General features: G+C 69.0%; 20 protein-coding genes, 1 tRNA gene and 1 other RNA gene. 14 read left to right on the forward strand and 8 right to left on the reverse strand.

Annotation, left to right across the window (positions count from 1 at the left end):
* Positions 1–136 precede the first annotated feature (136 nt).
* Positions 137–547, forward strand: a complete 411-nt coding sequence (locus AC0J5J_RS11895; RefSeq protein WP_134424742.1) for an Hsp20/alpha crystallin family protein — start codon at positions 137–139, stop codon at positions 545–547.
* 229 nt (positions 548–776) lie between these two features.
* A complete protein-coding gene (locus AC0J5J_RS11900) occupies positions 777–2,894 on the forward strand; it encodes a hypothetical protein (protein ID WP_474898155.1) in 2,118 nt (705 codons plus the stop codon).
* A gap of 123 nt (positions 2,895–3,017) precedes the next feature.
* Here the strand turns inward: AC0J5J_RS11900 and AC0J5J_RS11905 are convergent, their stop codons facing one another.
* Genes AC0J5J_RS11905 through arsB form a run of 3 tightly spaced genes read right to left on the reverse strand, consistent with a single transcriptional unit; the run spans position 3,018 to position 5,314 of the window.
* Entirely contained in the window at positions 3,018–3,686 is a 669-nt protein-coding gene (locus AC0J5J_RS11905; protein ID WP_474898157.1) for an arsenate reductase/protein-tyrosine-phosphatase family protein, read from the reverse strand.
* A 12-nt stretch (positions 3,687–3,698) separates the two neighbouring features.
* Positions 3,699–4,109 carry an arsenate reductase ArsC gene (locus AC0J5J_RS11910; RefSeq protein ID WP_134424745.1) on the reverse strand — a complete coding sequence of 137 codons (411 nt, stop codon included), beginning with the start codon at positions 4,107–4,109 and terminating at the stop codon, positions 3,699–3,701.
* A 56-nt stretch (positions 4,110–4,165) separates the two neighbouring features.
* The gene (gene arsB / locus AC0J5J_RS11915) at positions 4,166–5,314 is read right to left on the reverse strand and encodes an ACR3 family arsenite efflux transporter (protein WP_474898159.1); all 1,149 of its coding nucleotides are present in this window, start codon (positions 5,312–5,314) and stop codon (positions 4,166–4,168) included.
* A 118-nt stretch (positions 5,315–5,432) separates the two neighbouring features.
* Here arsB and AC0J5J_RS11920 point away from each other — a divergent pair, with 118 nt between their 5' ends.
* On the forward strand, positions 5,433–5,831 hold the full coding sequence (locus AC0J5J_RS11920) for an ArsR/SmtB family transcription factor (RefSeq protein WP_474898160.1): 399 nt from the start codon (positions 5,433–5,435) through the stop codon (positions 5,829–5,831).
* A 360-nt stretch (positions 5,832–6,191) separates the two neighbouring features.
* Entirely contained in the window at positions 6,192–7,025 is an 834-nt protein-coding gene (locus AC0J5J_RS11925; RefSeq protein WP_194087974.1) for a M23 family metallopeptidase, read from the forward strand.
* An 84-nt stretch (positions 7,026–7,109) separates the two neighbouring features.
* On the opposite strand, the gene AC0J5J_RS11930 is transcribed toward AC0J5J_RS11925, so the two are convergent.
* Together AC0J5J_RS11930 and AC0J5J_RS11935 are read right to left on the reverse strand one after the other, a co-directional pair.
* Positions 7,110–7,436, reverse strand: a complete 327-nt coding sequence (locus tag AC0J5J_RS11930) for a CHY zinc finger protein (RefSeq protein WP_474898162.1) — start codon at positions 7,434–7,436, stop codon at positions 7,110–7,112.
* 178 nt (positions 7,437–7,614) lie between these two features.
* Entirely contained in the window at positions 7,615–8,436 is an 822-nt protein-coding gene (locus tag AC0J5J_RS11935; RefSeq protein WP_474898164.1) for a DsbA family protein, read from the reverse strand.
* Positions 8,437–9,048: 612 nt separating this feature from the next.
* Here AC0J5J_RS11935 and AC0J5J_RS11940 point away from each other — a divergent pair.
* The 3 genes from AC0J5J_RS11940 to AC0J5J_RS11950 all read left to right on the forward strand — a co-directional run bounded on the left by AC0J5J_RS11940 (position 9,049) and on the right by AC0J5J_RS11950 (position 12,767).
* On the forward strand, positions 9,049–10,326 hold the full coding sequence (locus tag AC0J5J_RS11940) for a multidrug effflux MFS transporter (RefSeq protein ID WP_474898166.1): 1,278 nt from the start codon (positions 9,049–9,051) through the stop codon (positions 10,324–10,326).
* Positions 10,327–10,666: 340 nt separating this feature from the next.
* Entirely contained in the window at positions 10,667–11,380 is a 714-nt protein-coding gene (locus tag AC0J5J_RS11945) for a phosphatase PAP2 family protein (protein ID WP_474898167.1), read from the forward strand.
* 109 nt (positions 11,381–11,489) lie between these two features.
* On the forward strand, positions 11,490–12,767 hold the full coding sequence (locus tag AC0J5J_RS11950) for a saccharopine dehydrogenase family protein (RefSeq protein WP_474898169.1): 1,278 nt from the start codon (positions 11,490–11,492) through the stop codon (positions 12,765–12,767).
* A 228-nt stretch (positions 12,768–12,995) separates the two neighbouring features.
* Here the strand turns inward: AC0J5J_RS11950 and AC0J5J_RS11955 are convergent, their stop codons facing one another.
* Positions 12,996–13,286: a hypothetical protein gene (locus AC0J5J_RS11955; RefSeq protein WP_134424541.1), complete on the reverse strand. Its 291-nt coding sequence runs from the start codon at positions 13,284–13,286 to the stop codon at positions 12,996–12,998.
* 206 nt (positions 13,287–13,492) lie between these two features.
* Between AC0J5J_RS11955 and AC0J5J_RS11960 the strand changes: the two genes are divergently transcribed.
* Together AC0J5J_RS11960 and AC0J5J_RS11965 are read left to right on the forward strand one after the other, a co-directional pair.
* Positions 13,493–14,866 (forward strand): NAD(P)/FAD-dependent oxidoreductase, encoded by a 1,374-nt coding sequence (locus AC0J5J_RS11960; protein WP_474898171.1) that lies wholly within the window; start codon positions 13,493–13,495, stop codon positions 14,864–14,866.
* Positions 14,867–14,968: 102 nt separating this feature from the next.
* Positions 14,969–16,636, forward strand: coding sequence for a helicase HerA-like domain-containing protein (locus AC0J5J_RS11965; RefSeq protein WP_474898173.1), 1,668 nt, complete (start codon positions 14,969–14,971; stop codon positions 16,634–16,636).
* A 36-nt stretch (positions 16,637–16,672) separates the two neighbouring features.
* Here AC0J5J_RS11965 and AC0J5J_RS11970 read toward each other — a convergent pair whose 3' ends face one another.
* Positions 16,673–17,173, reverse strand: a complete 501-nt coding sequence (locus tag AC0J5J_RS11970) for a hypothetical protein (RefSeq protein ID WP_134424544.1) — start codon at positions 17,171–17,173, stop codon at positions 16,673–16,675.
* 158 nt (positions 17,174–17,331) lie between these two features.
* Here AC0J5J_RS11970 and AC0J5J_RS11975 point away from each other — a divergent pair, with 158 nt between their 5' ends.
* Genes AC0J5J_RS11975 through AC0J5J_RS11985 form a run of 3 tightly spaced genes read left to right on the forward strand, consistent with a single transcriptional unit; the run spans position 17,332 to position 19,654 of the window.
* On the forward strand, positions 17,332–18,699 hold the full coding sequence (locus AC0J5J_RS11975) for a TrkH family potassium uptake protein (RefSeq protein ID WP_241972720.1): 1,368 nt from the start codon (positions 17,332–17,334) through the stop codon (positions 18,697–18,699).
* A complete protein-coding gene (locus tag AC0J5J_RS11980; RefSeq protein WP_241972721.1) occupies positions 18,692–19,390 on the forward strand; it encodes a potassium channel family protein in 699 nt (232 codons plus the stop codon). Before AC0J5J_RS11975 ends, AC0J5J_RS11980 begins: the two co-directional genes overlap by 8 nt.
* Before the next feature lie 21 nt (positions 19,391–19,411).
* The gene (locus tag AC0J5J_RS11985; protein WP_474898175.1) at positions 19,412–19,654 is read left to right on the forward strand and encodes a putative acetyltransferase; all 243 of its coding nucleotides are present in this window, start codon (positions 19,412–19,414) and stop codon (positions 19,652–19,654) included.
* A gap of 415 nt (positions 19,655–20,069) precedes the next feature.
* Here the strand turns inward: AC0J5J_RS11985 and AC0J5J_RS11990 are convergent.
* Positions 20,070–20,157: transfer RNA gene (locus AC0J5J_RS11990), tRNA-Ser, on the reverse strand.
* A gap of 129 nt (positions 20,158–20,286) precedes the next feature.
* On the opposite strand from AC0J5J_RS11990, the gene ffs reads away from it, so the two are divergent.
* Positions 20,287–20,383: signal recognition particle sRNA small type (ffs, locus tag AC0J5J_RS11995), an RNA gene on the forward strand.
* Positions 20,384–20,539: 156 nt separating this feature from the next.
* Entirely contained in the window at positions 20,540–23,008 is a 2,469-nt protein-coding gene (locus AC0J5J_RS12000) for a phosphoketolase family protein (protein ID WP_134424778.1), read from the forward strand.
* Positions 23,009–23,011: the final 3 nt, after the last annotated feature.

The following is a 23,011-nucleotide window of genomic DNA, read 5'->3' on the forward strand; positions in this document are numbered from 1 at the left end:
AAGCGGGACGCTGGGAAGCGGCTGCGCGGGCATCCGTCGCCGCCGGTGCTGCCTGGGGCCGGGGCGTGGGGTCGGCCCCGGGGGTACTGTGTGCGGCATCTGGAGGAACATCCGGGTCAACTGGAGGAGACGAATCATGGCTGCAATTGCAAAGCGCGAACGCTTCGAGATGCCGGAGCCTGTGCGGCGCTTTTTCGAGGGTGACTGGGACGCCCCCTCACTGCGCGTGGAGGAATTCCGCGACGGTGACAACCTCGTCGTGAAGGCCGAAATGCCCGGCATCGACCCGGACAAGGATGTCGACGTGTCGGTCAGCGACGGCGTGCTGCACATCCAGGCGGAGCGGCAGGAGAAGACCGAGCATAAGGGCAAGGACGGTTACCGGAGTGAGTTCCGGTACGGATCGTTTACGCGCGACATTGTGCTGCCCCGCGGGGTCAAGGAAGAGGATGTCACGGCGTCGTACCGGGACGGCGTGCTGGAAGTGCGCGTGCCGGTGCCCGAGGTCACCGAGTCGACCAAGAAGGTGCAGATCGCCCGCAGCTGAGCCCGCACCGCGACCGCGACGCGAACCGCGCACTCACAGTGCCCGTTCCGGTCGAGAGTGCCCGCTCTGCCGGGCACTCTCGACCGGAACGGGCACTTTCATGGGTTGACGGGGGTGCCGTGCGGCCCCGAATGGGGGACGCATTGCCGCGATTCTCTTGACTCGGTCGGCCTTAACCGGTTTAGTTGGTGATACCAAACCGGTTCAGGCTTGAACCAGGAGAGAAGAAATGACGTACATCGCTGTTCGCTCAGAGTCCCCCCGCACACGATCAATGAAAGCCGTGGCCCTCACCGCCGCGGTCTCGATGCTCCTCCTGGGAGCAGGAACTGTCGCGGCAGCCGCGGCGCCGCCGCCCGGAACCGCGGTCACCGGGCTCGCCTCAGCCGCCGCCCTCAAGCCGAGGCCGGCCTCCACGCCGCTGACCAATCTGTCGCACCTGAACTTCCTGCTCGACACCGTGCCGCTGACGGAGGTCCCCGGGCACACCACGTATCGGATCGACGAGCAGCCCACCGCCCAGGCGCCATGGACCTACTCCGACAAGAACGCCGACGGAAGCTACGGCCGGGTCGGTGGCGGAAGCCTCGACCCCGCGACCGGGCACTGGACTCAGGGTGCATACAACGCCGACGACGTGGCCCGCACGGCGGTCGTCTACCTGCGTCACTGGCAGCAGACCGGCGACGAGACCAGCCGCGAGCACGCGGTGCAGACGCTGCGCTCCCTCACGTACCTGCAGACCACGACCGGCCCGAACGCCGGCAACGTCGTGCTCTGGCAGCAGGCCGACGGCACTCTGACCCCCAGCGCCAGCCCGGTGGAACTGCCCGACCCGAGCGATTCGGCCGAGTCCTACTGGGTGGCCCGCACCGTCTGGGCCCTCGGTGAGGGTTACGCTGCGTTCCAGGACGCCGACCCGGAGTTCGCGTCGTTCCTGCAGGACCGCCTGCACCTCTCGCTCGACTCCCTCGAGCGCCAGTCGCTCGGCAAGTACGGCACCTACGACGTGGCCGACGGAGTGAACGTGCCGGCCTGGCTGATCGCGGGCGGGGCGGATGCCTCGGCCGAGGCCGCGCTCGGCCTCGCCGCCTATGTCACGGCCGTCCCGGACGACGCCTCCGCGCGCACAGCGCTGACCCAGCTCTCCGAGGGCGTCGCCGAGATGTCCGCCGGCTCCGCCACCGAGTGGCCCTACGGCGCGATCATGCCGTGGAACAAGTCGCAGACCCTGTGGCACGCCTGGGGCGGACTGGCCCCGGCCGCCGTCGCCGCCGCGTCCACCGTGCTCGGGCGCTCCGACCTGCTCGGCGCCGCCGTGCAGGACGCCGCCCAGTTCACCCCGCAGCTGCTCGCCGCCGGCGGACCGGACAACGCCTGGAGCCCCACCCCGGGTGAGGCCCAGATCGCCTATGGCGTCGACTCCCGGGTGCAGGGTCTCGTCGCCACGGCGAAGGCCGCGAACGCTCCCGGTCTGCTCGACCTCGCCGCCGTGACCGCCGGCTGGTTCTTCGGCGCCAACCCGAACGGAGCCCCGGCCTACAACCCGGCCACCGGCACCGCCATCGACGGCATCGAGCAGGACGGCCGGATCAACCCCAACTCGGGCGCGGAATCCACCATCCACGCCCTGATGACCATGCTCACCCTGGACGCGAATCCGACGCTGAAGGCCCAGGCCCTCGGCATCGACGAGACCGTCTCCACGGTCGGGCTCAGCGTTGTCGAGGCCGAGTCCGGCACCATCACCGGCAGCGGAGCCGTGGTCACGCCGCCGTCGTCGTGGACCGGCGAGGCCAACCTCTCCGGCGGCGCCTACGTGGCGCTGGCTGCGGGCGACTCGCTGAGCATCCCGGTTCCCGCCACCGACCAGGCTCGCAACGTCTTCCCGATCGTGAACCAGGGTGAGGCCGACTCCGGGACCACGACCTGGTCCTCCGCCTCGTCGGCGCTGGGCGCTACGAGCAACGGCGGCGCGGGCGCGCAGGGCATCACGGATGCCCCGGGACGCCTGATGCCGCTCTCGCTCGAGCAGGCACTGCCGGGCGCGGACACCGCCGTCGTCGGCGTTTTCGGCGGGGCGGCATCCGTTGACGCGCTGCTGATCCAGCCGCTGATCTCGACGATCACGGTGACCGGTTCGGCGGGGGAGTCCACGGTGTACGTCAGCGCCGCGAACGAGACCAGTGTGCGCACGGTCGTCGTGCCGCGCGGCTACAAGCTGGCGCAGCAGGCGTTCGATGCGACCGGCAAGCCTGTCGCATCCGTCGACAAGAAGGCCCCGAAGACGGGGGCCGTGACGGTCGCCGCCGGCGGGTTCACGGTGGCGAAGCTGGTGCGCAAGTAGGGCCGGTTCCCCGGTCCGAACACTGACCGTGCCCGTTCCGGTCGAGAGTGCCCGCTGTGCGGGTCACTCTCGACCGGAACGGGCACTCTCGCGTGGCGAGTGTCACTCGGGCTGCGGCTGGGCTTAGGGCAGTGGCTGCGGATCGACGCCGAGCGTCGCGAGCATGGCCTCGACCTGGCGCCGGATCTGGTCCCGGATGCGACGTACCTCCTCGATCGGCTGCCCGGCCGGGTCGGTCAGGTCCCAGTCCTGGTAGAGCTTGCCCGGGTAGACCGGGCAGGCGTCTCCGCAGCCCATGGTGACGACGACGTCGGCGGCCTGCACGACGTCATCCGTCAGTGGTTTCGGGAACTCGTCCTGGAAATCGAGGCCGAGCTCCGTCATCACCGCCATCACCGTGGGGTTCAAACCCTTGGCCGGCGCCGAACCGGCCGAACGCACGTGCACCCGGCCGCCGGACAGGGCCTGGGTCAGCACGGCCGCCATCTGGGACCGCCCCGCGTTCTGCTCGCAGACGAACAGCACCTCGGGGACGTCCTTCTCGATCGCACCCTTGGCCTGGGCCAGCGCGGTCAGGCGATCCGTGGCGTAACGCCCCGTGTTGGTCACGAGGAACGCCGTGACCGTCGACGTGCGCAGCAGCGACGTGTACGACTCGAGCACATAGCGCTCGATCGTCTCGCCGCCGAAAATGCCCGAGAACCGTCGGGTGAGGTCAGCGGCCAGCCGCCGCAGGGACTCCTCGGGGAAGGCCAGCCCGGGCAGGGCCTTGCGTGCGCTCAGATCGCTCATGGCGGGTCGAACCTATGCCTGGGCGGGCAGGATCTCGGCGAGCAGGGCCTGGATGCGGGCCTTGATCTCGTCGCGGATCGGGCGCACGGACTCGATGCCCTGGCCGGCCGGGTCGGCGAGTTCCCAGTCCTCGTAGCGCTTGCCGGGGAAGATCGGGCAGGTGTCGCCACAGCCCATGGTGATCACGACGTCCGATTCCTTCACGGCCTCGGTGGTGAGGATCTTCGGCACGTTGTGCGCGATGTCGATGCCCTCCTCGTTCATGGCCTCGATGGCGACGGGGTTGATCTGGTCCTTGGGCGCCGAGCCGGCGGAGAGCACCTCGACGCGGCCTTCGGACAGGGCCGTCATGTAGCCGGCGGCCATCTGGGAGCGGCCCGCGTTGTGCACGCAGACGAAGAGAACGGTGGGCTTTTCGGTCATGATCGAGGTTTCTTTCTTTACTTCACGGTGACGCGGATGGATGTGGTGATAGGAGACTAAATCCGGTTCGTGACCGGCTGGTCGGCGGCGACGGATGCCTGCGGCGCGGCCCCCGGGAACAGGCGCGGCCGCAGCCACAGCGCCACGTAGACGAGGGCGACCAGCGCCGGAACCTCGATCAGCGGGCCCACGATACCGGCCAGGGCCTGGCCGCTCGTGGCACCGAAGGTGCCGATGGCCACCGCGATGGCCAGCTCGAAGTTGTTGCCCGCTGCGGTGAAAGCGAGGGTCGTGGTGCGCTCGTAGGAGAGGCCGGTGAGCTTGCCGGTGGCGAACCCGGCAGCGAACATGACCGCGAAGTAGACGAGCAGCGGCAGGGCGATCAGGGCCACGTCGAACGGGCGATCGATCACCTGCTGGCCCTGCAGGGCGAAGAGCAGCACGATCGTGAACAGCAGCCCGTAGAGGGCGAACGGGCTGACCTTCGGCAGGAACCGGCTCTCGTACCAGTCGCGGCCGCGGGTGGCCTCGCCGACCCGGCGGGACAGGTAACCGGCCAGCAGGGGGATGCCGAGGAAGACGAGCACGCTCACAGTGATCGCCCAGATCGAGAACTCCGCGCTGGTGGTGGACAGGCCGAGCCAGGCCGGAAGGACCTGCAGGTAGAACCAGCCGAGCGCAGCGAACGCGATGACCTGGAAGACCGAGTTGACGGCAACGAGGAATGCGGCGGCCTCCCGGTCGCCGCAGGCGAGGTCGTTCCAGATCAGCACCATGGCGATGCAACGGGCGAGACCCACGATGATCAGGCCGGTGCGGTACTCGGGCAGGTCAGGCAGGAAGATCCAGGCGAGGGTGAACATCAGGGCCGGGCCCACGAGCCAGTTCAACACCAGCGAGGAGACCAGGAGGCGGCGGTCGCGGGCGACGATGCGGGCATCCGTGTAGCGAACCTTGGCCAGCACCGGGTACATCATCACCAGCAGCCCGATCGCGATGGGCACGCTGACCGAGCCGATCGTGAAGGCGCCGAGCACATCGCCGACGCCGGGTGCGAAGACGGCCAGCAGCAGCCCGAGGGCCATCGCCGCGAGGATCCAGACCGGCAGCAGGCGGTCCATCGCCCCGAGCTGGGCGGGGGCGGGAGCGGGAGCGGCTGCGGCCGGCCGGCCGGGCTGAACGGTCGAGGGATCGGGGTAGGTCATCTGGCTCCGTCAGCGGGTGAGGCAAAAAAACAGTGGCTGGCACCTAATATCTAGGGTGTCGATAGGGAGTCTTCCCCATTGCATCGATGGATGTCAATTTATGGGAGATACTGTTCAGATGTCGTTCACCGAGACCCGCCCTGTGTCCGAGGCTCCGATTGACAGCGCCCTGGCTGCTGCGACCGCGGCGGGTACGACCGGCGCGGCGTGCTGCGCCCCCGCGTCGCGCACGGCGATCGACGCCGACGAGGCCGAAAAACTGGCCCGGTTGTTGAAGGCCGTCGCCGACCCGGCCCGGCTGCGCCTGGTGTCCCTGGTGGCTGCGCACGCCGACCTGGAAGCCTGTGTCTGCGATCTGACCGAGCCGCTCGGACTCAGTCAGCCGACCGTGTCCCACCATCTCAAAGTGCTGGTGGATGCCGGAATCCTCACCCGCGACAAGCGGGGCACCTGGGCGTACTACCGGCTCGTCCCCGGGGCGCTCGGTTCGCTGGCGGAGCGGGTGCTCGGGCTCTGAGTTTGCGGAGCCGAGCCGGCGGGTTAGGCTGTCGGGCTGAGCTCGGGGGCGTTGCGGCGGGTTGTCGGACCCGGCCGGCCGGCCCGGATCATCCGTGACCAATCCGTGCAAGCCCATTGCTTTTTCAGGATAGCGAGCTATCCTCAACACTTGTGCGCGCAGCCCCACGTCGTGCGGCGCACCTGGACACTTCCGAAGAGGGAGCGTCGTTCCCCGTGGGATTGCTCTGCGCTGTGAGCGCATCCTCCGTCTGAGTGAGAGTCCACCCCTCACCCGACCCGCGTAACCGCGCCGACGAGAGCTTTCACATGCCGCTATTCCCCTTTTCCTCTGCCTGCCGTGTTTCGGTGGAAGGCGCCTATGCAGACGCCTAAGCTCAACCGATCCCTGCGTCAGGCCGCTGCCGGCGGCATCGCGATGGCCTTCGCCACGCTTCTCACCGTGACCCTTGCCATCCCGGCCCAGGGTTCGGAGCTGGACCCCTACGCCGGACTGCCGGACGCCGCGGTGGCCGCGTCGATGCGGGCCGCAACGGATGGCGTGACGTCGACCGCCTCCGATCCCGGGTCTGCGTACTCGGCTGCGGCCGCGGTCATGGCTGACGCCGAGCCGCTGCAGGGTCTGGTACCCAGCGCGGCCGCGTCGGCCGTCGTGGAGCGCGACGGGTTCACCGTGACGGATGCCCCGAAGCCCGTTCCGGTGCCGGCGGCTCCTGCCGCTCCGGCGGCCCCGGCCGCGGCAGCCGCCGCGGTTCCCGCCGGCGGCGCCGTGCGCTGGCCGTTCCCGGGCTCGGTGCGGCTCTCCAGCCCCTACGGTCCGCGCGACGCACCCTGCGGGGGCTGCTCGACCTTCCATAAGGGACTCGACATGCTCCCCGGCGAGGGCGCTCCAGCGTCTGCGGTTGCCGACGGCGTGGTGCGCGAGGTCTCGGCCTTCGACAACGGCGGCTTCGGCGTGTACGCGATCGTCGACCACACCATCGACGGCCAGCTCGTCAGCAGCGTCTACGCGCACTTCCAGTCCGGTTCACTGCAGGTCTCCGCGGGACAGTCCGTGGGCGTGGGCACGCACCTGGGCAATGTCGGCAGCACCGGCCAGAGCACCGGCCCGCACCTGCACTTCGAGATCCTGATCGGCGGGATCACCCCGACGGATCCGTACGCCTGGCTGACGCAGCGCGCCGGCCCGATGTAGGCAGGCGGGTCGCGGGTCGCGTGCCGCGGGTCGCGGCTCCGTCGCGCCTTCGCTCCGGGTGCCGGGTGGTCCCGCCGCCGCCGTTCAGGCCGGTGTAGCCGGGAGGTCGAAGTAGAGATGGGCGTGAGCGCGGCATCCGTCGTTGAAAGCGGCGCCGCAGGACGGGCACGCCGATGCGGTGCGGTATCCGTCGATGGAGAGCGTGCTGCGGCAGACGCCGCAGAGGATGGCGTGCTCGGCCCAGCGGTCAGCCGGCCAGAGCCGGGCGGCATGCGTTTCGCCGGCGGAGTGGCACTGGTGGCACGGGTAGAAGCGCCTGCAGCAGAAGAACTGGATGGCCACGACGTCGAGGGCGGAACGGTAATGCACGCACCGGGTCTGGGCGTCGACGGTCTGACCGTGGATCTGCATGCTGGTCCTTCGCCTGCGATGGGAAAGCGGCGGCCCGTGTCGGGTTCGCCGGGTTGCGAACGGATGCTGCGGCATCCGTTCGCGGCGTTAACGGCGCCGAGTTCGACACGTCCGATCCAGGTCGACAGATGTGCCTGACGATCTCGACCGGACGTGCCGAACTCGGGGTGACGCCGGGTTACTTGCCGGTGACCTGCGCGGTGACGAAGGCCTCGAAGGCGGCCGGGTCATCGAGGGCGCCGGGATAGGAGACGCCGTTGACCAGGACGGTGGGCGTGCCCTTGATCTGCTCGATGTCAGCGTTGGGGATGGGGCCGTCCAGGGCACGCTTCGTGGCGTCGCCGACCCACGAGGTGAAGGTGTTCTCCGTGATGCAGGTGGCGACCTTCTCGTCGGTGACGCCCGCGTTGGTGGAGAGGGTGACCAGATCTTCGTTGGTCAGGCCCTCGGTGTTCTCCGCCGGCTGGTTGGCGAACAGTGCCGCGTTCATGGCGAGCACGTTCTCGGGCTCGTAGTTCGCGACGCAGGAGAGCGCGGCGGCGGCCCGGGTCGGGTACTTGCTGCCGGCCGAGACCGGGTCGAGGATTGAGATCGGGTGCAGTTCGAGCGTGGCGGTTCCGGCGGCGACCCAGCCGGCGATCTGCTCGCCGTTCGTGACCTCGAACTGGCCACAGAAGGGGCACAGGTAATCCGCGTAGACCACGATGTTGGCGGTGTCGCCGAGGGTGCCGGGGTCGGTGGCGATGGGGTCGTCGTCGGCGGCGACCGCGACGGTCTCGACCGGAACGATGTTGGTGCCGTCGCCCGTGAGGAGCACGCCGTCACTGGCCATGTTGAGCGGGCCGGGCGCTGCGGGACCCGTGTTGCCGACCACGATCAGGGCAACAACCACGGCAGCTGCGACCAGGCCGGCGCCGATGCCGCCGCGCAACAGCCAGCGGTTGCGCTTCTCCTTCTTCTGCTGCTCCTCGCGGAGCTGCCGGGCGCTTTCACGCGCCATCTCGCGGCGATCCTTCTTCGGGGGGACTGGCTTGCCGTAGACATTGCTCATGGACTTCGTGCACCGTTTCGTTGCGACTGGCAGATGATATCAAGGTTAGAGGGTCCATCTTCGGGGGTGATGCCCCAGGGCTGTGAGGCACCTGTGAGCGGGGTTCGCGCTCCGGTCTCGTCTGTGGTGCCTCACGTGCATAACTCCTGCAATCTGCAGCGGGGACGGCGGAGTGCCCCGGGATTCCGGGGACCGGTTCGGGTCGGCCGCCGATTTGCAGGAGTTATGCACGGGGAAAGCGGAACAGCGGGAACAGGGGGATGGGGGAGATGGGGGGGGGGGGGATGGGGGAGATAGGGGGGATGGGGGAGGCCGGGGCACAGGGGAGGCCGGGGCACGGGGGAGGCCCGCTGCCGGTGCACTATCCGGCGGATTCCTGCAACTTCCGCGGCGTTCCCCGAACAGGGGAATAGGTTCAGGCGTGGTTGTCTTGTCTGTGAGAGCGGTTCCGTGTTCCGCTGCCGGTGCTGACGCCCGCGATGCGGCGCCTCGAACGAACTCAGCCCAGCACGCGGCAGGCCCTGTCGGGCCCGCACCACCAATCTCAAGGATCAACATCACGTGACCACCGCCGCCATTACCGTCATTACCGCAGCCGACCTCAAGTCTGCCGCCAAGCATCCCGGCGATGCCCTCTCCCGCGGCCAGCGCCTCGTCTACATCATCGTGCTCGGTGCGCTCACCGCCCTCGGCCCGTTCACGATCGACCTGTACCTGCCGGCGTTCCCCACTCTTGAGGGCGAGTTCGGCGTCTCGCCTGCCGCCATCCAGCTGACCCTCACCGGCACCATGATCGGCTTCGGCTTCGGCCAGCTCGTTGTCGGCCCCTGGAGCGACAAGGTCGGGCGCCGCCTGCCGCTGATGCTTGCGACCGGCTTCCACATCCTGGCGAGCGTGGGCGCCGCCCTCTCGCAGGACATCGTCTGGCTCGCGGTCTTCCGACTGCTGCAGGGCTTCGGCGCTGCGGCCGGCGCGGTCGTCGCCCTGGCCATGGTGCGCGACCTGTTCGGCGGTAAGCCGCTCGTGAAAATGCTCTCCCGCCTCGCGCTGATCAGCGGCCTCGCCCCCGTGCTGGCCCCGGTCATCGGCTCGCAGCTGCTGCTGGTGATGAGCTGGCGCGGCATCTTCTGGGTGCTCGCCGCGTACGGCACGGTCGTGATCCTGGCCGTCGCGTTCTGGATCGTCGAGACGCTTCCGGATGCCGAACGCCACGTCAAGGGGCACAGTTCCCTCCGCCAGCGCTACCGTGCGGTGCTCAGCGACCGGGTTTTCGTGGGCGTCGCGATCATCGGCGCGATGTCGTTCACCGGTCTGTTCTCCTACCTCTCGGCGTCGTCGTTCCTGTTCCAGGACGTGTACGGATTCAGCCCGCAACAATACGGCGTGCTGTTCGCCGTGAACTCACTCGGCGTCATCGCGGGCGTTCAGTTGAGCTCGCGCCTCATGCACCGCTTCAACGTCGGACCGCAGTGGATCGTTGCCGTGTCGACACTGGTGCTGTTCATCACCGCCGGCGCGATCGTGCTGCTCGACCTCGCCGGGGCCGGGCTGTGGGGCACCCTGGTGCCGCTGTGGTTCTTCATCGCGGCCTTCGGATTCACGATGCCCAGCGTTCAGGTGATGGCGCTCTCCGCGCACGGCCATGAGGCCGGCACGGCGGCGTCGCTCCTCGGTGCGGCGAACTTCGGCGTCGCCGGGCTCGTGTCGCCCATCGTCGGCCTGCTCGGGGTCGGCAGCGCCGTCCCGATGGGCGCCGTGATGGGCACCACCGCGGTGGTGTCGATCCTCTCCCTGTGGTTCCTGGTGCGCCCCCGGTCGGTGCCCGCGCTGGACCACTGAGGTTTCAGCATCCGTTGCCACCGATGTGGCGACTCCGGAAAGCCAGCCGCGGTGACTGTTGCCGAAACGGACAACTGTTGCCCGCACACGGGCAACAGTTGTCCGAACCGGCGACAAATGCGGCGGGGGTGAGTGCCGCGGCGGGCGACAGCCCCCGCGCCGCGCCGGTCAGCCCCGCGCCGCGCCGGTCAGCCCCGCGCCGCGCCGGTCAGCCCCGCGCCGCACCGGTCAGCCCCGCGCCGCTCGCCGCCCCGCGCCGGCCGGGTGACAGCCTCCGCGCCGCGCACCGCACCGGGCCGCCGCGCGCAACTGCAATCCCACACCGAAATACCATGGAGTAATGATGAGCGAGCGTGCCCCCGAGACCGCAGCCACCCCCGCCACCCGGCGCATCGCCCGCCGCTGGCCTCTGGTCAGCGGGGCCGCGGCGCTGTTGCTGGCCGTGGGACTCGGCGCCCTGATCGTGCTGCGCGGCAATGGCAGCCCGCTCAAGATCGACGCCGAGTGGATGGACGAGATCATCGAGCACCGGGCGCCCGTCTGGGAGTACCTCTCGCTCACGATGAACTTCCTCGGCGCGGGGATCGCCGGCGTGATCGTGATCCCGGTGCTGATCCTGGCGTTCCTGCTGCTGCTGAAGCGGCCGTGGGCAGCCGGCTATTTCCTGACCGCCACCATCGTGAGTTCGGGTCTGGTGCAGGTGCTCAAGTCCCTGTTCGGCCGGGCCCGCCCGGAAGACATGCTGGTCGTGTCCGATTTCGGTTCCTTCCCCTCCGGCCACGTTGCCAACGCGGCGACCATGGCCGTCTGCCTGGGCATCCTCTTCCCGCGGGTCTGGGTCTGGCTGGCGGGCGCGCTCTACACGGTGCTGATGATGGTCAGCCGCACCTACCTCGGCGCACACTGGCTCACGGACACGATCGGCGGGCTGCTGCTCGGCGCCGCGGTGGCCGTGCTGCTGTGGGCCCCGGTCGCCGCGAAACTGCAGGGCGAGCGCGAGCTGGCGGCGCAGCATCCGTCGCCCCTGCGAATTCGACGGAGAAATTCGGCCTAGAGCCCTGAATCAGGGCAAAAAACACGTGATTCGGGCAAAATCTCCGTCGAATCGGTTCGGGGCGACGTGCGGGGCAGACAGTGACGGATGCCTCCGGTAGCGTCCAAGCATGAGAATCCTCCTTGTCGGGGCGGGCGGCGTCGGCGACGCGTTCGCGAAGATCATCGCCAGACGCACGTTCTTCGAGCACGTCATCGTGTGCGACTACGACCTGGCCCGGGCGGAGCGCACGATCGTCGCGATCGGGTTGAAGCACGGGCACGCGGTGGCAGCCCGGTTCTCCGCCGAGCAGATCGACGCCGGCGACCCGGACGGGGTGGCATCCACGGCCCGGAAGCACGGTGCCACCCACGTGATGAACGCGGTCGAGCCGAAGTTCGTGCCCACCGTGTTCGCCGGGGCGCTCGCCGCCGGCTGCGACTACCTTGACATGGCCGTCAGCCTGTCCGAGCCGCACCCCACCGACCCGTACCGCCAGACCGGGGTCATGCTGGGTGACGACCAGTTCGCGCAGGCCGCCGACTGGGAGACCGCCGGCCGCCTCGCCCTCGTGGGCATGGGCGTCGAGCCGGGGCTCTCGGATGTCTTCGCCCGCTACGCCTCCGACCACCTGTTCCGGCAGATCGAGGAGCTCGGCACGCGTGACGGCGCCAACCTGGTCGTGCGCGACGACGCCGGGAACGAGATCTTCGCGCCCTCGTTCAGCATCTGGACCACGATCGAGGAGTGCCTGAACCCGCCGCTGATCTTCGAGAAGGACCGCGGCTGGTTCACCACCGCGCCGTTCAGCGAACCGGAGATGTTCGACTTTCCGGAGGGCATCGGCCGGGTCGAGTGCGTGAACGTGGAGCACGAGGAGGTGGTGCTGATGCCGCGCTGGCTCGACGCGAAACGGGTCACCTTCAAGTACGGCCTCGGCGAGGAGTTCATCGGCGTGCTGAAGACCCTGCACCTGCTCGGCCTCGACCGGGTCGACCCGGTGCGGGTGCGGAGCGCGTCCGGCCCGGTACTGGTCGCCCCGCGTGACGTGGTGGCCGCCTGCCTGCCCGACCCGGCCACGATCGGCCCGCGGATGACCGGCAAGACCTGCGCCGGGGTGTGGGTCACCGGCACCGGTCTCGATGACAGGCCGCGCGAGGTCTACCTCTATCACGTGACCGACAACGAGTGGACGATGCGCGAATACGGCACCCAGTGCGTGGTCTGGCAGACCGCGCTGAACCCGGTGATCGCGCTGGAACTTCTGGCCGCCGGCACCTGGGGCGGCATCGGCGTGCTCGGCCCGGAGGCCTTCGACGCGAAGGCGTTCCTCGACCTGATGAGCGCCCCCGAATCCGAGGGCGGCTACGGCCAGCCCTGGGGGATGGAGGACCGGCTGGCGCCCTGATGCAGCCCGCGAGAGTGCCCGTTCCGGTCGAGAGTGACCGGTGTAGCGGTCACTCTCGACCGGAACGGGCACAGACTGCGCGGCGCTGCTTGCCCGGCGCTGCGCGGGGGCTGCGCCGTTTCGCGCCCGGCGTGCCACCCGCGCAGCGGCGCAGCACCCGCGTGACGCGGATGCGGGCGTCCGGGGCGGCCCACGGGGCGGGGGGAGGAGTCCGGGCGGGCAGCCGCGCTACTGCGCGGTGCGGGCAGCCCGGCGGCGCTTGGCGCCGCTGACGATGAGCAGGATGCCCGCGGTGAGGAGCGCGGCCCCGAAGATGGCGATGCCGAGCGCTGTTGCGGCCGAGGTGGTGGCTTCGGGGCGCAGGAGTCCGAGCAGCAGCAGCGAAAGTCCGCGGGGGAGCGAGAAGAGGCTGAGGAAGCAGAGCACGCTGCCGACGATCACACGCGTCGTCCCGAACCCGGACGGCCCTGTGGACGGGGTGGGGGCGAAGGATTTGCTGGTGATTCCGGGGTCAGTCATCCGTTCAGCCTAGGGGCAGCGCCCGGAGCGCCTGCCCGCGAGAGTGCCCGTTCCGGTCGAGAGTGACCGGCGGAACGGGCACTCTCGACCGGAACGGGCACGTGGGCGGGCGAGGTGCGGGCGCGGCAGGGGCGGGACCGGGGGAGGATGCGAGATGATGCTCTCACTGAACGCGCAACATCCGTCGGAATGAAAGCGGTGCGGGAATGATCAATGGCGATGTCTCCTTCTGGTGGAACCAGCTCGGCCGGCCTGCCCCGCGCGAGCCGCTGCCCGGGCCGACCACCGCCGACGTGTGCATTGTGGGCGCCGGGTACACCGGGCTGTGGACGGCGTACTACCTGAAGAAGGCCGCCCCGGCACTGCGGATCGTGATCGTGGAGCAGCGCTTCGCCGGCTACGGAGCGTCGGGGCGGAACGGCGGCTGGCTGACCAACTCGATCACCGGCGGCCGAGAGCAGTACGTGAAATCCCACGGCCGGGATGCGGCGGCCCGGTTCCAGACCCGTCTGAACGACACCGTCGACGAGGTGATCCGGGTCGCCGCAGCCGAGGGCATCGACGCCGACATTGTCAAGGGCGGCGAGTTCACCGTGGCCTACGACCAGCCGCAGCAACGGCGCCTGGAGGCATCCGCTCGGGCGGAGCAGGCCTGGGACATGACGGATGTCGAACTCCTCTCCCCGGCGGCGGCGCGCGCCCGCATCGACGTGGCCGGCGCCACCGGGGCGATGTGGCACCCGCACTGCGCGCGCATCAACCCCGCCAAGCTCGCGGCCGGGCTCGCCCGGGTGGTGGAGGGCCTCGGCGTAGAGATCTTCGAGAACACCCGGGTCAGCGAGATCACCCCGCACCGGGCGATCACCGACCGGGGAGCCGTGGACGCGGAGTTCGTGGTGCGCGCCACCGAGGGGTTCACGGCGGGACTGAAGGGCCTGCACCGGGCCTGGCTGCCGATGAACTCCACCCTGATCGCGACCGCGCCGCTCAGCGAATCCGTCTGGGCGAGCATCGGCTGGGAGGGCCGGGAGACGCTCGGCGACATGGCGCACGCCTACATGTACGCGCAGCGCACCGCGGACGACCGCATCGCGATCGGCGGCCGGGGCGTGCCGTACCGGTTCGGGTCGCAGACGGATTCCGACGGGCAGACCCCGGAGAGCACGGTGGCGGCGCTGCGCGGCATCCTGACCCGGTTCTTCCCGGCGACGGCGGGCGTGGCGATCGACCACGCCTGGTCGGGGGTGCTCGGCGTGCCGCGCGACTGGGCGGCGACCGTGGGGCTCGACCCGGCGACCGGGCTGGCCTGGGCCGGCGGCTACGTGGGCACCGGGGTGGCGACGACGAATCTGGCCGGGCGCACGCTGACCGACCTGATCCTCGGCCACGACACCGGGCTCACCCGGCTGCCGTGGGTGAACCACCGGGTGCGCAACTGGGAGCCGGAGCCGCTGCGCTGGCTCGCCGTGCACGCCCTCTACCGCGCGTACTCGCTGGCCGACCACGCCGAGCGCACCCGGCGGCAGACGACGTCACCGCTGGCATCCGTCGCTGACGTGGTCTCGGGGCGCGGACACTAGCGGGTCGCGCGGGCCGCGGGTCGTGCGGGTCGTGCGGGTCGTGCGGATCGCGCGGGGCGGACCGCTGGCTACCGCGCCCCGGCCGGGACTAGTATTCCTGCCATGACTGCGAGCACCCCGCCCCCGGCCGGCCCTCTCCCGCTCACCGAGGACCAGGTCGACGCCATCCGCGCCGGCTACGCCTTCGACGCTCCGGCGCTCGAGCTGGGTGCCCTCGTCAACGGCGACGCCCGGCCGGACGTGCCCATCCGGATACCGCTGGCGATGACCAACCGGCACGGGCTGATCGCCGGGGCCACCGGCACGGGCAAGACCAGAACCCTGCAGTTGCTCGCCGAGCAGTTCTCCGCCCACGGCGTGCCGGTGTTCGCCGCCGACATCAAAGGCGACCTGTCGGGCATCGCCGGCGCGGGCACCCCGACCGACAAACTGCTGGCGCGAACGCAGGCGATCGGGCAGGACTGGCTGCCCACGGCATCCCCGACCGAATTCTTCTCCCTCGGCGGCGTCGGCCGGGGCATCCCGCTGCGGGCCACCGTGGCCGGTTTCGGACCGCTGCTGCTCAGCAAGGTGCTCGGCCTCAACGACACGCAGGAGTCCAGCCTCGGTCTCGTCTTCCACTACGCCGACCAGGCCGGGCTTCCACTGCTCGACCTGACCGACCTGCGCGCCGTGCTCACCTATCTGATCAGCGACGCGGCCGCGGGCGAACTCACCGAGCTCGGCGGGCTCTCGAAGGCCACCGTGGGGGTGATCCTGCGCGAACTCACCGTCTTCGCCGCCCAGGGTGCCGACGTGTTCTTCGGCGAACCGGAGATCGACACGCTCGACTTCCTGCGCACCACCGCCGACGGCCGCGGCGTGGTCAGCCTGCTCGAGGTGCCCGGCGTGGCGGACAAACCGGCCGTGTTCTCCACGTTCCTGATGTGGCTGCTGGCGGATCTGTTCAACGACCTGCCCGAGGTCGGCGACCAGGACAAGCCCAAACTGGTCTTCTTCTTCGACGAAGCCCACCTCCTGTTCACGGACGCGTCACGGGGCTTCCTCGACTCGATCACCCAGACGGTGCGCCTGATCCGGTCGAAGGGGGTCGGCATCTTCTTCATCACCCAGACCCCGAAAGACGTGCCGGGCGACGTGCTGGCGCAGCTCGGATCCCGGGTGCAGCACCAGCTTCGGGCGTTCACGCCGGATGATTCCAAGGCGCTGAGAGCATCCGTCTCGACCTATCCGCACTCCGGCTACGACCTCGAGGAGGTGCTCACCACACTCGGCACCGGCGAGGCGATCGTCACCGTGATGAACGAGAAAGGGGCACCCAGCCCGGTCGCCTGGACCCGTCTGCGGGCCCCGCAGGGAGCGATGGCACCGACGCCGCCGGACCACGTCGACGCCCTGGTGGCAGCCTCGCCGCTGCTTGCCCGGTATGGCGCCGCCATCGACCGGGACTCCGCGCGCGAGATTCTGGCGACCCGGCTGGAAGAGGCGAACCAGGCCGCGCAGGCCGAGCAGGACGCCCTGGACCAGGCCGAGGCGGCCGCCGTCGCCGAGAAGGAGCGGGACGCCCGACAGGTGCTCGAGGCGAAGGCCGAGAAGAAGGCTCAGGCCGAGTACGACCGGCTGATGCGGCAGACGCAGCCCGGAACGCGCACCCGAACGCCCGCGCGCGCCCAGAAGAGCGTGCTCGAGCAGGTGCTCGGGTCATCCGTCACGAAAACGATCCTGACCGGCGTGGTGGGCGGCATCTTCGGCACCCGGCGTCGCCGTTGACTCGCCGTTGACGGCGGGCAAGACGGATGCTGCGGGTTACTCCGTGTGGCCGGTGAAGCGCCGCTCGAACCAGTAGAGCAGCTCGGGGCGCGCCCGGTTGAGGTCCTGCAGGGTCATCGGCTCGGGCACCCGCACCACGGGAACGGCAAGCTGATCGACCACGGTTTCCATGGCGCCGCGCGAGTAGTACTGGCCGCGCATGCGCACGAGCAACCGACCGTCGGTGCCGGTCACGAACAGCTGCGGCTGGGTGTCGAGCGCGCCGCTCTGGTACAGCTCCAGCAGCACCACGCTGCCGACCTCGGCGGTGGAAAAGCTCACGACGCGGCCCAGGAAGCCGCGCTCCGAGATGCCCTCGGCGTCGACCCGGATGATGGTGCGCGTGTAGGAGAGGTAGGCGAAGGCGCAGATGGCCAGCAGCAGGCCCTGGGCCGCGGCGACGGGCTGCCAGGTTCCGGTGGGGATGGTGAGCCAGAACAGAACGGCGGAAACGGGCGCGACGAGCGCGAGGACGGACAACCCCGACTGAAGGAGCACCCGACCCTGGGGTCGCAAAGCGTGCGCATGCATGCGCACACCCCCGTTAAATCTCACCCTTGGTTTCCCCCTCGCCGGTGTACACAGATTAGTCCTGTTTCCGATTGTGTGCGGAAGCTACTGTTCCGGGCGGCATCCGTGAACCGTATAGTGAGCGAGTGCCATCCCTGTCCCTTCATAGAAGCGGTCCGCGCGTCCCGCGCAGCCGGCCGCATCCGGCGCAGGTCGTCGTCGCCGGATTCGCCGGCGCCGTTCTGGTCGGCACCGTGCTTTTGATGATCCCGATCGCCACGCCGGGGCCTGGTGGGACCTCACTTTTGATCGCGGCCTTCACCGCCACCTCGGCCGTCTGCGTGACCGGGCTGACCCTCGTCGACACCGCCACCTACTGGACGCCGTTCGGCCAGGTCATCATCCTGCTGCTGATCCAGATCGGCGGTTTCGGGATCATGACGTTCGCGTCGGTCCTCGGGCTCGCCGTGATCCGCAAAATGTCCCTCCGTTCACGCATGACCGCCGCTGCCGAGGTGAAGAGCTTCGGGCTCGAGGATGTCCGGGGTCTGGTTCTCGGCGTCGTGCGCATCTCCCTGATCGTGGAGTTCATCGTCGCGGTGCTGCTGACCCTGCGGTTCTCCACCGGTTACGGCGAACCGCTCGGCCGCGCCGTGTGGCTCGGAGTGTTCCATTCCGTGTCCTCGTTCAACAACGCCGGTTTCGCCCTGTTCAGTGACAACCTCATCTCCTACGCCACCGACCCGTTCATCTGCCTGCCCATCGCCGCCGCCGTGATCCTCGGCGGGCTGGGCTTCCCCGTGATCATGCAGCTGCGCAAGCACCTGCGGAACCCGCTGAAATGGTCGATGAACACCCGCATCGTGCTGGTCGGCACCACCACCCTCCTGGTCGCGGGCACCGTGTACATCACCGGTGTGGAGTGGAACAACCCGGGCACACTCGGCCCGCTCGACTGGCCGAGCAAGCTGCTGGTCGGCTTCTTCCAGTCGGTGCAGACCCGCACGGCCGGGTTCAACAGCCTTGACATCGGCGCCATGGATTCGGCGAGCCTGCTCGGCATGGACGTGCTCATGCTGATCGGCGGCGGCCCGGCCGGCACCGCCGGCGGCATCAAGATCACCACTTTCGCCGTGTTGTTCTTCATCCTGCTCACGGAGATCCGCGGCGAGGTCGCCGTGAACGTCTTCGGCAAGCGTCTCTCCCGGGCCGTGCACCGCCAGGCGATCACGATCGTGCTCCTCGCCGTCGCCGTGATCACGATCTCCACGGTCGCCCTGATGCTGATCACCGATCTCGGCCTCGACGAACTGCTCTTCGAGGTGATCTCCGCCTTCGGCACCGTGGGGCTGTCGACCGGGATCACCGCCAGTCTGCCCCCGGCGGGTCAGGTCATCCTGATGCTGCTCATGTTCATCGGCCGTCTGGGCCCGATGGGGTTCGCCTCGGCGCTCGCCCTGCGGGAACGCCCCATCGCGTACGAATTCCCGAAAGAGAGGCCCATCATTGGCTAAGTTTTCCCTGTTCGGGCACCAGCAGCCCGCGCGCATGGCCGAAGCGGATGCAATCGTCGTGATCGGCCTGGGCCGGTTCGGCAGCGCCCTCGCGATGGAGCTCATGGCCAGCGGGAGCGAGGTGCTCGGCATCGACGGCAACGAGGAGATCGTGCAGGCGCACAACGGCCTGCTCACCCATGTGGTGCGCGCCGACTCCACCAAGGAGGACACCCTCCGCCAGCTCTCGGTGCCGGACTTCAGCAGTGCGGTCGTCTCGATCGGCAGCGATATCCAGGCGAACATCCTCACCGCGAGCCTGCTGCTCAAGCTGGGCATCCCGAACATCTGGGCCAAGGCGGTCAGTGACCCGCACGGCGAGATTCTGCGCCAGATCGGGGTCAGGCATGTCATCTACCCCGAGAAGGACATGGGCAAGCGGGTGGCGCACCTGGTGCGCGGAGTGATGCAGGACTACATCGAGATCGACGAGAACTTCGCCCTGGTGAAGACGAACCCGCCGCTGGAGATCATCGGAGTGCCGCTGGGCAAATCGAGCGTGCGCACCATCCACGGGGTCACGGTCACCGCGTACAACCGGCCCGGACAGGGTTGGAGCTACACGACCCTCGACACGCAACTCGAGGCCGACGACGTCATCCTGATCGCCGGCGACGTGCGCAAGGTGGAGTCCTTCAGCCGCCTCCGGTGAGTCGGGGCTAGGCTCAGCCGGATGAGCCTCGCCGCCGCCAACTTCGTCTCCACCACCGCCCTCGGCACCAGAATCGTGGTGCGCACCCGCATCGAGGGTGGGGTGACGGATGCCGTGGGCTACCTGCGTTCCGTCACCGACACCGGCTGCACGGTCGAGACCAAACGCGGTCTGGTCACCCTCGCGCTCGCCGACGTCGTTGCCGCGAAACAGGTGCCGCCGCCCCCCGCGCCGCGGGCGCCGCGCCGCCCCCTCGCCGACTAGCGCTCCGCTCGCCGCCCGCCGCCCGCCGCTCGCTGCTCGCCGCCCCGCCCCCGTGCATAACTCCTGCAATTTCGCTCCGGAGGGCTGTTTTTGGGCCGAAACGGGCACATTCGGCAGGATTTGCAGGAGTTATGCACGGGGGTGGGGGGTGACTCACGAAATCCGGGACGGCTGCGGCGGATTCTGCCCCGGAATCGGGCGACGGATGCCTCCGCGCGGCCCGGATCTTCTGAGTTGGCCCCAATCGGGTGCGGAAACTCGGCAGTCCCGCGGGGGAGTCGTACCCGGGGCGGTGGTCGAGCCTGTCGAGACCCGGTGGTCGAGCCTGTCGAGACCGAGACGCCGGTGGTCGAGCCTGTCGAGACCGAGACCGGGACCGACATTCGGTCTACTTCTACTGCTGCACACAAAAGTCTGGCGGAGAATGGGGGATTCGAACCCCCGAGGGCTCTCACCCAACACGCTTTCCAAGCGTGCGCCATAGGCCACTAGGCGAATTCTCCTGGCCGAACGTTCCCCGAAGGGAACGACCTAGAGAATCTTACCTGTTTCCGGAGGCCTCCGCGCACACCCGTTCCGGATGCCCCGAATCGGTAGTTTTCGCCCTCGCCGACTTTGCGTCTAAACTGAGGGTCGGCTCCTCGTGTGGCGCCATCTCGGCCAACTCCCCCAGGACGGAAACGTAGCAAGGGTAACCGGGCTCTGGTGGGTGCGCGAGGAGTCTTTTTCATGCCCGCAGCCCCGAGGCCGCATGCCCGAACCACCTGCCGGCAGCACCGAAACACCATGCCTCCAACACCAGGCCGTTAGCAATGATAACGATTTCGCCTCATCTCCTAAGATGGGAACGCGCAGTTAACGCCCCGACCGTGCTTGGAGGCACCCATGGCTGAAATATCCGCTACTCCCTTTCTCTGGCCGGACCGGTCCCCGCATCCGCTCAGCGCTGAGGCGCTCGCCAGCGTCGATGCCTGGTGGCGGGCCGCCAACTACCTCTCGGTGGGGCAGATCTACCTGCTCGACAACCCGTTACTGCGTCAGCCGCTCACGCGGGACCACATTAAACCTCGCCTGCTGGGCCACTGGGGAACCACCCCGGGTCTGAACTTCCTTTATGCCCACCTGAACCGCGCCATCCAGGAGCGCTCGATCAGCACCCTCTACGTCACGGGCCCCGGCCACGGCGGCCCCGGCATGGTCGCCAACGCCTATCTCGACGGCACGTACTCCGAGATCTACTCCGGCGTCGACCAGAGCGAGCAGGGCGTCAAGGCCCTGTTCCGCCAGTTCTCATTCCCCGGCGGCATTCCCAGCCACGCCTCGCCCGAAACCCCCGGCTCGATCCACGAGGGCGGCGAGCTCGGCTACGCGCTCAGCCACGCCTACGGAGCCGCGTTCGACAACCCCGACCTGCTGGTCGCCGCGGTCGTCGGCGACGGTGAGGCCGAGACCGGCCCGCTGGCCACCAGCTGGCACTCGAACAAGTTCATCGACCCGCTTCAGGATGGCGTCGTGCTGCCGATCCTGCACCTCAACGGGTACAAGATCGCCAACCCCACCGTGCTCGCCCGCATCCCGGAAGAGGAACTCCTCGACCTGATGCGCGGCTACGGCCACAAGCCGTACATCGTCGCCGGCGGCTTCGACGGCGAAGACCCCCTGCTCGTGCACCAGCGCATGGCCGAAACCCTCGACGAGGTGCTCAACGAGATCGCCGCGATCAAGGCGCGCGCCCTCGCCGGCGACACCGAGCGGCCGCGCTGGCCGATGATCATCCTGCGCACGCCCAAGGGCTGGACCTGCCCGCCCGTCATCGACGGGGTGCAGGTCGTCGACTCCTGGCGGTCGCACCAGGTGCCGCTGAGCAACGCCCGCGACACCGAGGCGCACACCCGGCTGCTCGAAGAGTGGCTGGCCTCCTACCGGCCGGAAGAACTCTTCGACGCCGACGGCGCCCCTGCCGCGCAGGTCTCCGCACTGGCACCGGTCGGCGACCTGCGGATGAGCGCGAACCCTGTTTCCAACGGCGGGCTGCTGCGCCGGGCGCTGAAGCTGCCCGACTTCAAGAAGTACGGGGTGGAGGTTCCCTCCCCGGGCGCCACCACCGATGAGGCCACCAAGGTTCTCGGCACCTGGCTGGCCGACGTCATCCGTGACAACCCCGACAATTTCCGCATCTTCGGACCCGACGAGACGGCGTCCAACCGCCTCGCCCCGGCCGTCTACGCGGCCACCGACAAGCAGTGGAACGCGGAATTCCACGAGGGCGACACCAACCTCGCCCGCGCCGGCCGCGTGATGGAGATGCTCAGCGAGCACCAGTGCCAGGGCTGGCTCGAGGGCTACCTGCTCACCGGCCGTCACGGTCTGTTCAACTGCTACGAGGCGTTCATCCACATCGTCGACTCGATGTTCAACCAGCACGCGAAGTGGTTGAAGGTCACCCGCGAGATCCCATGGCGCCGCTCCATCTCGAGCCTGAACTACCTGCTCAGCTCGCACGTCTGGCGCCAGGACCACAACGGGTTCTCGCACCAGGACCCCGGCTTCATCGACCACGTCGTCAACAAGAGCGCGGATGTCGTGCGCGTCTACCTGCCGTTCGACGCCAACACGTTGCTCGCCACCTACAACCACTGCCTGCGCAGCGTGGACTACGTCAACGTGGTCGTCGCCGGCAAGCAGCCGGCGCCGAACTGGCTCACCATGGATCAGGCCGTCGCGCACTGCAAGCGGGGCCTCGGCATCTTCGACTGGGCCGGCACCGAGAAGTTCGGCACGTCGCCCGACGTCGTGCTCGCCGCCGCCGGTGAGGTGCCCACCCTCGAGGTGCTGGCCGCGGCCGCCATCCTGCGGGAATGGCTGCCCGACCTGGCGGTGCGCGTCGTGAACGTCGTCGACCTGATGCGCCTGCAGTCCGAGGCGGATCACCCGCACGGCCTCAGTGACAACGAATTCGACGCCATCTTCACGGCCGACAAGCCGATCGTGTTCGCCTACCACGGGTATCCGTGGCTGATCCATCGCCTCACCTACAAGCGCAACGGGCACGGCAACCTGCACGCCCGCGGTTACAAGGAGAACGGCACCACCACCACCCCGTTCGACATGGTCATGCTCAACGACCTCGACCGGTACCACCTGGTGATGGACGTCATCGACCGGGTTCCCGGCCTCGGCGCCCGCGCCGCCCTGCTTCGCCAGGAGATGCAGGATGCCCGCCTCCGGGCCCGCACATACACCCGCGACCATGGGGAAGACATCCCCGCCGTCACCGAATGGGTCTGGGACGCCGATGGCGTCGGCGTGACCCCCGACAATGCCGGTGTCTCCACCGGCGGAGATAACGTATAAACC

The organism is Cryobacterium sp. TS_SC_7, from assembly GCF_056156285.1.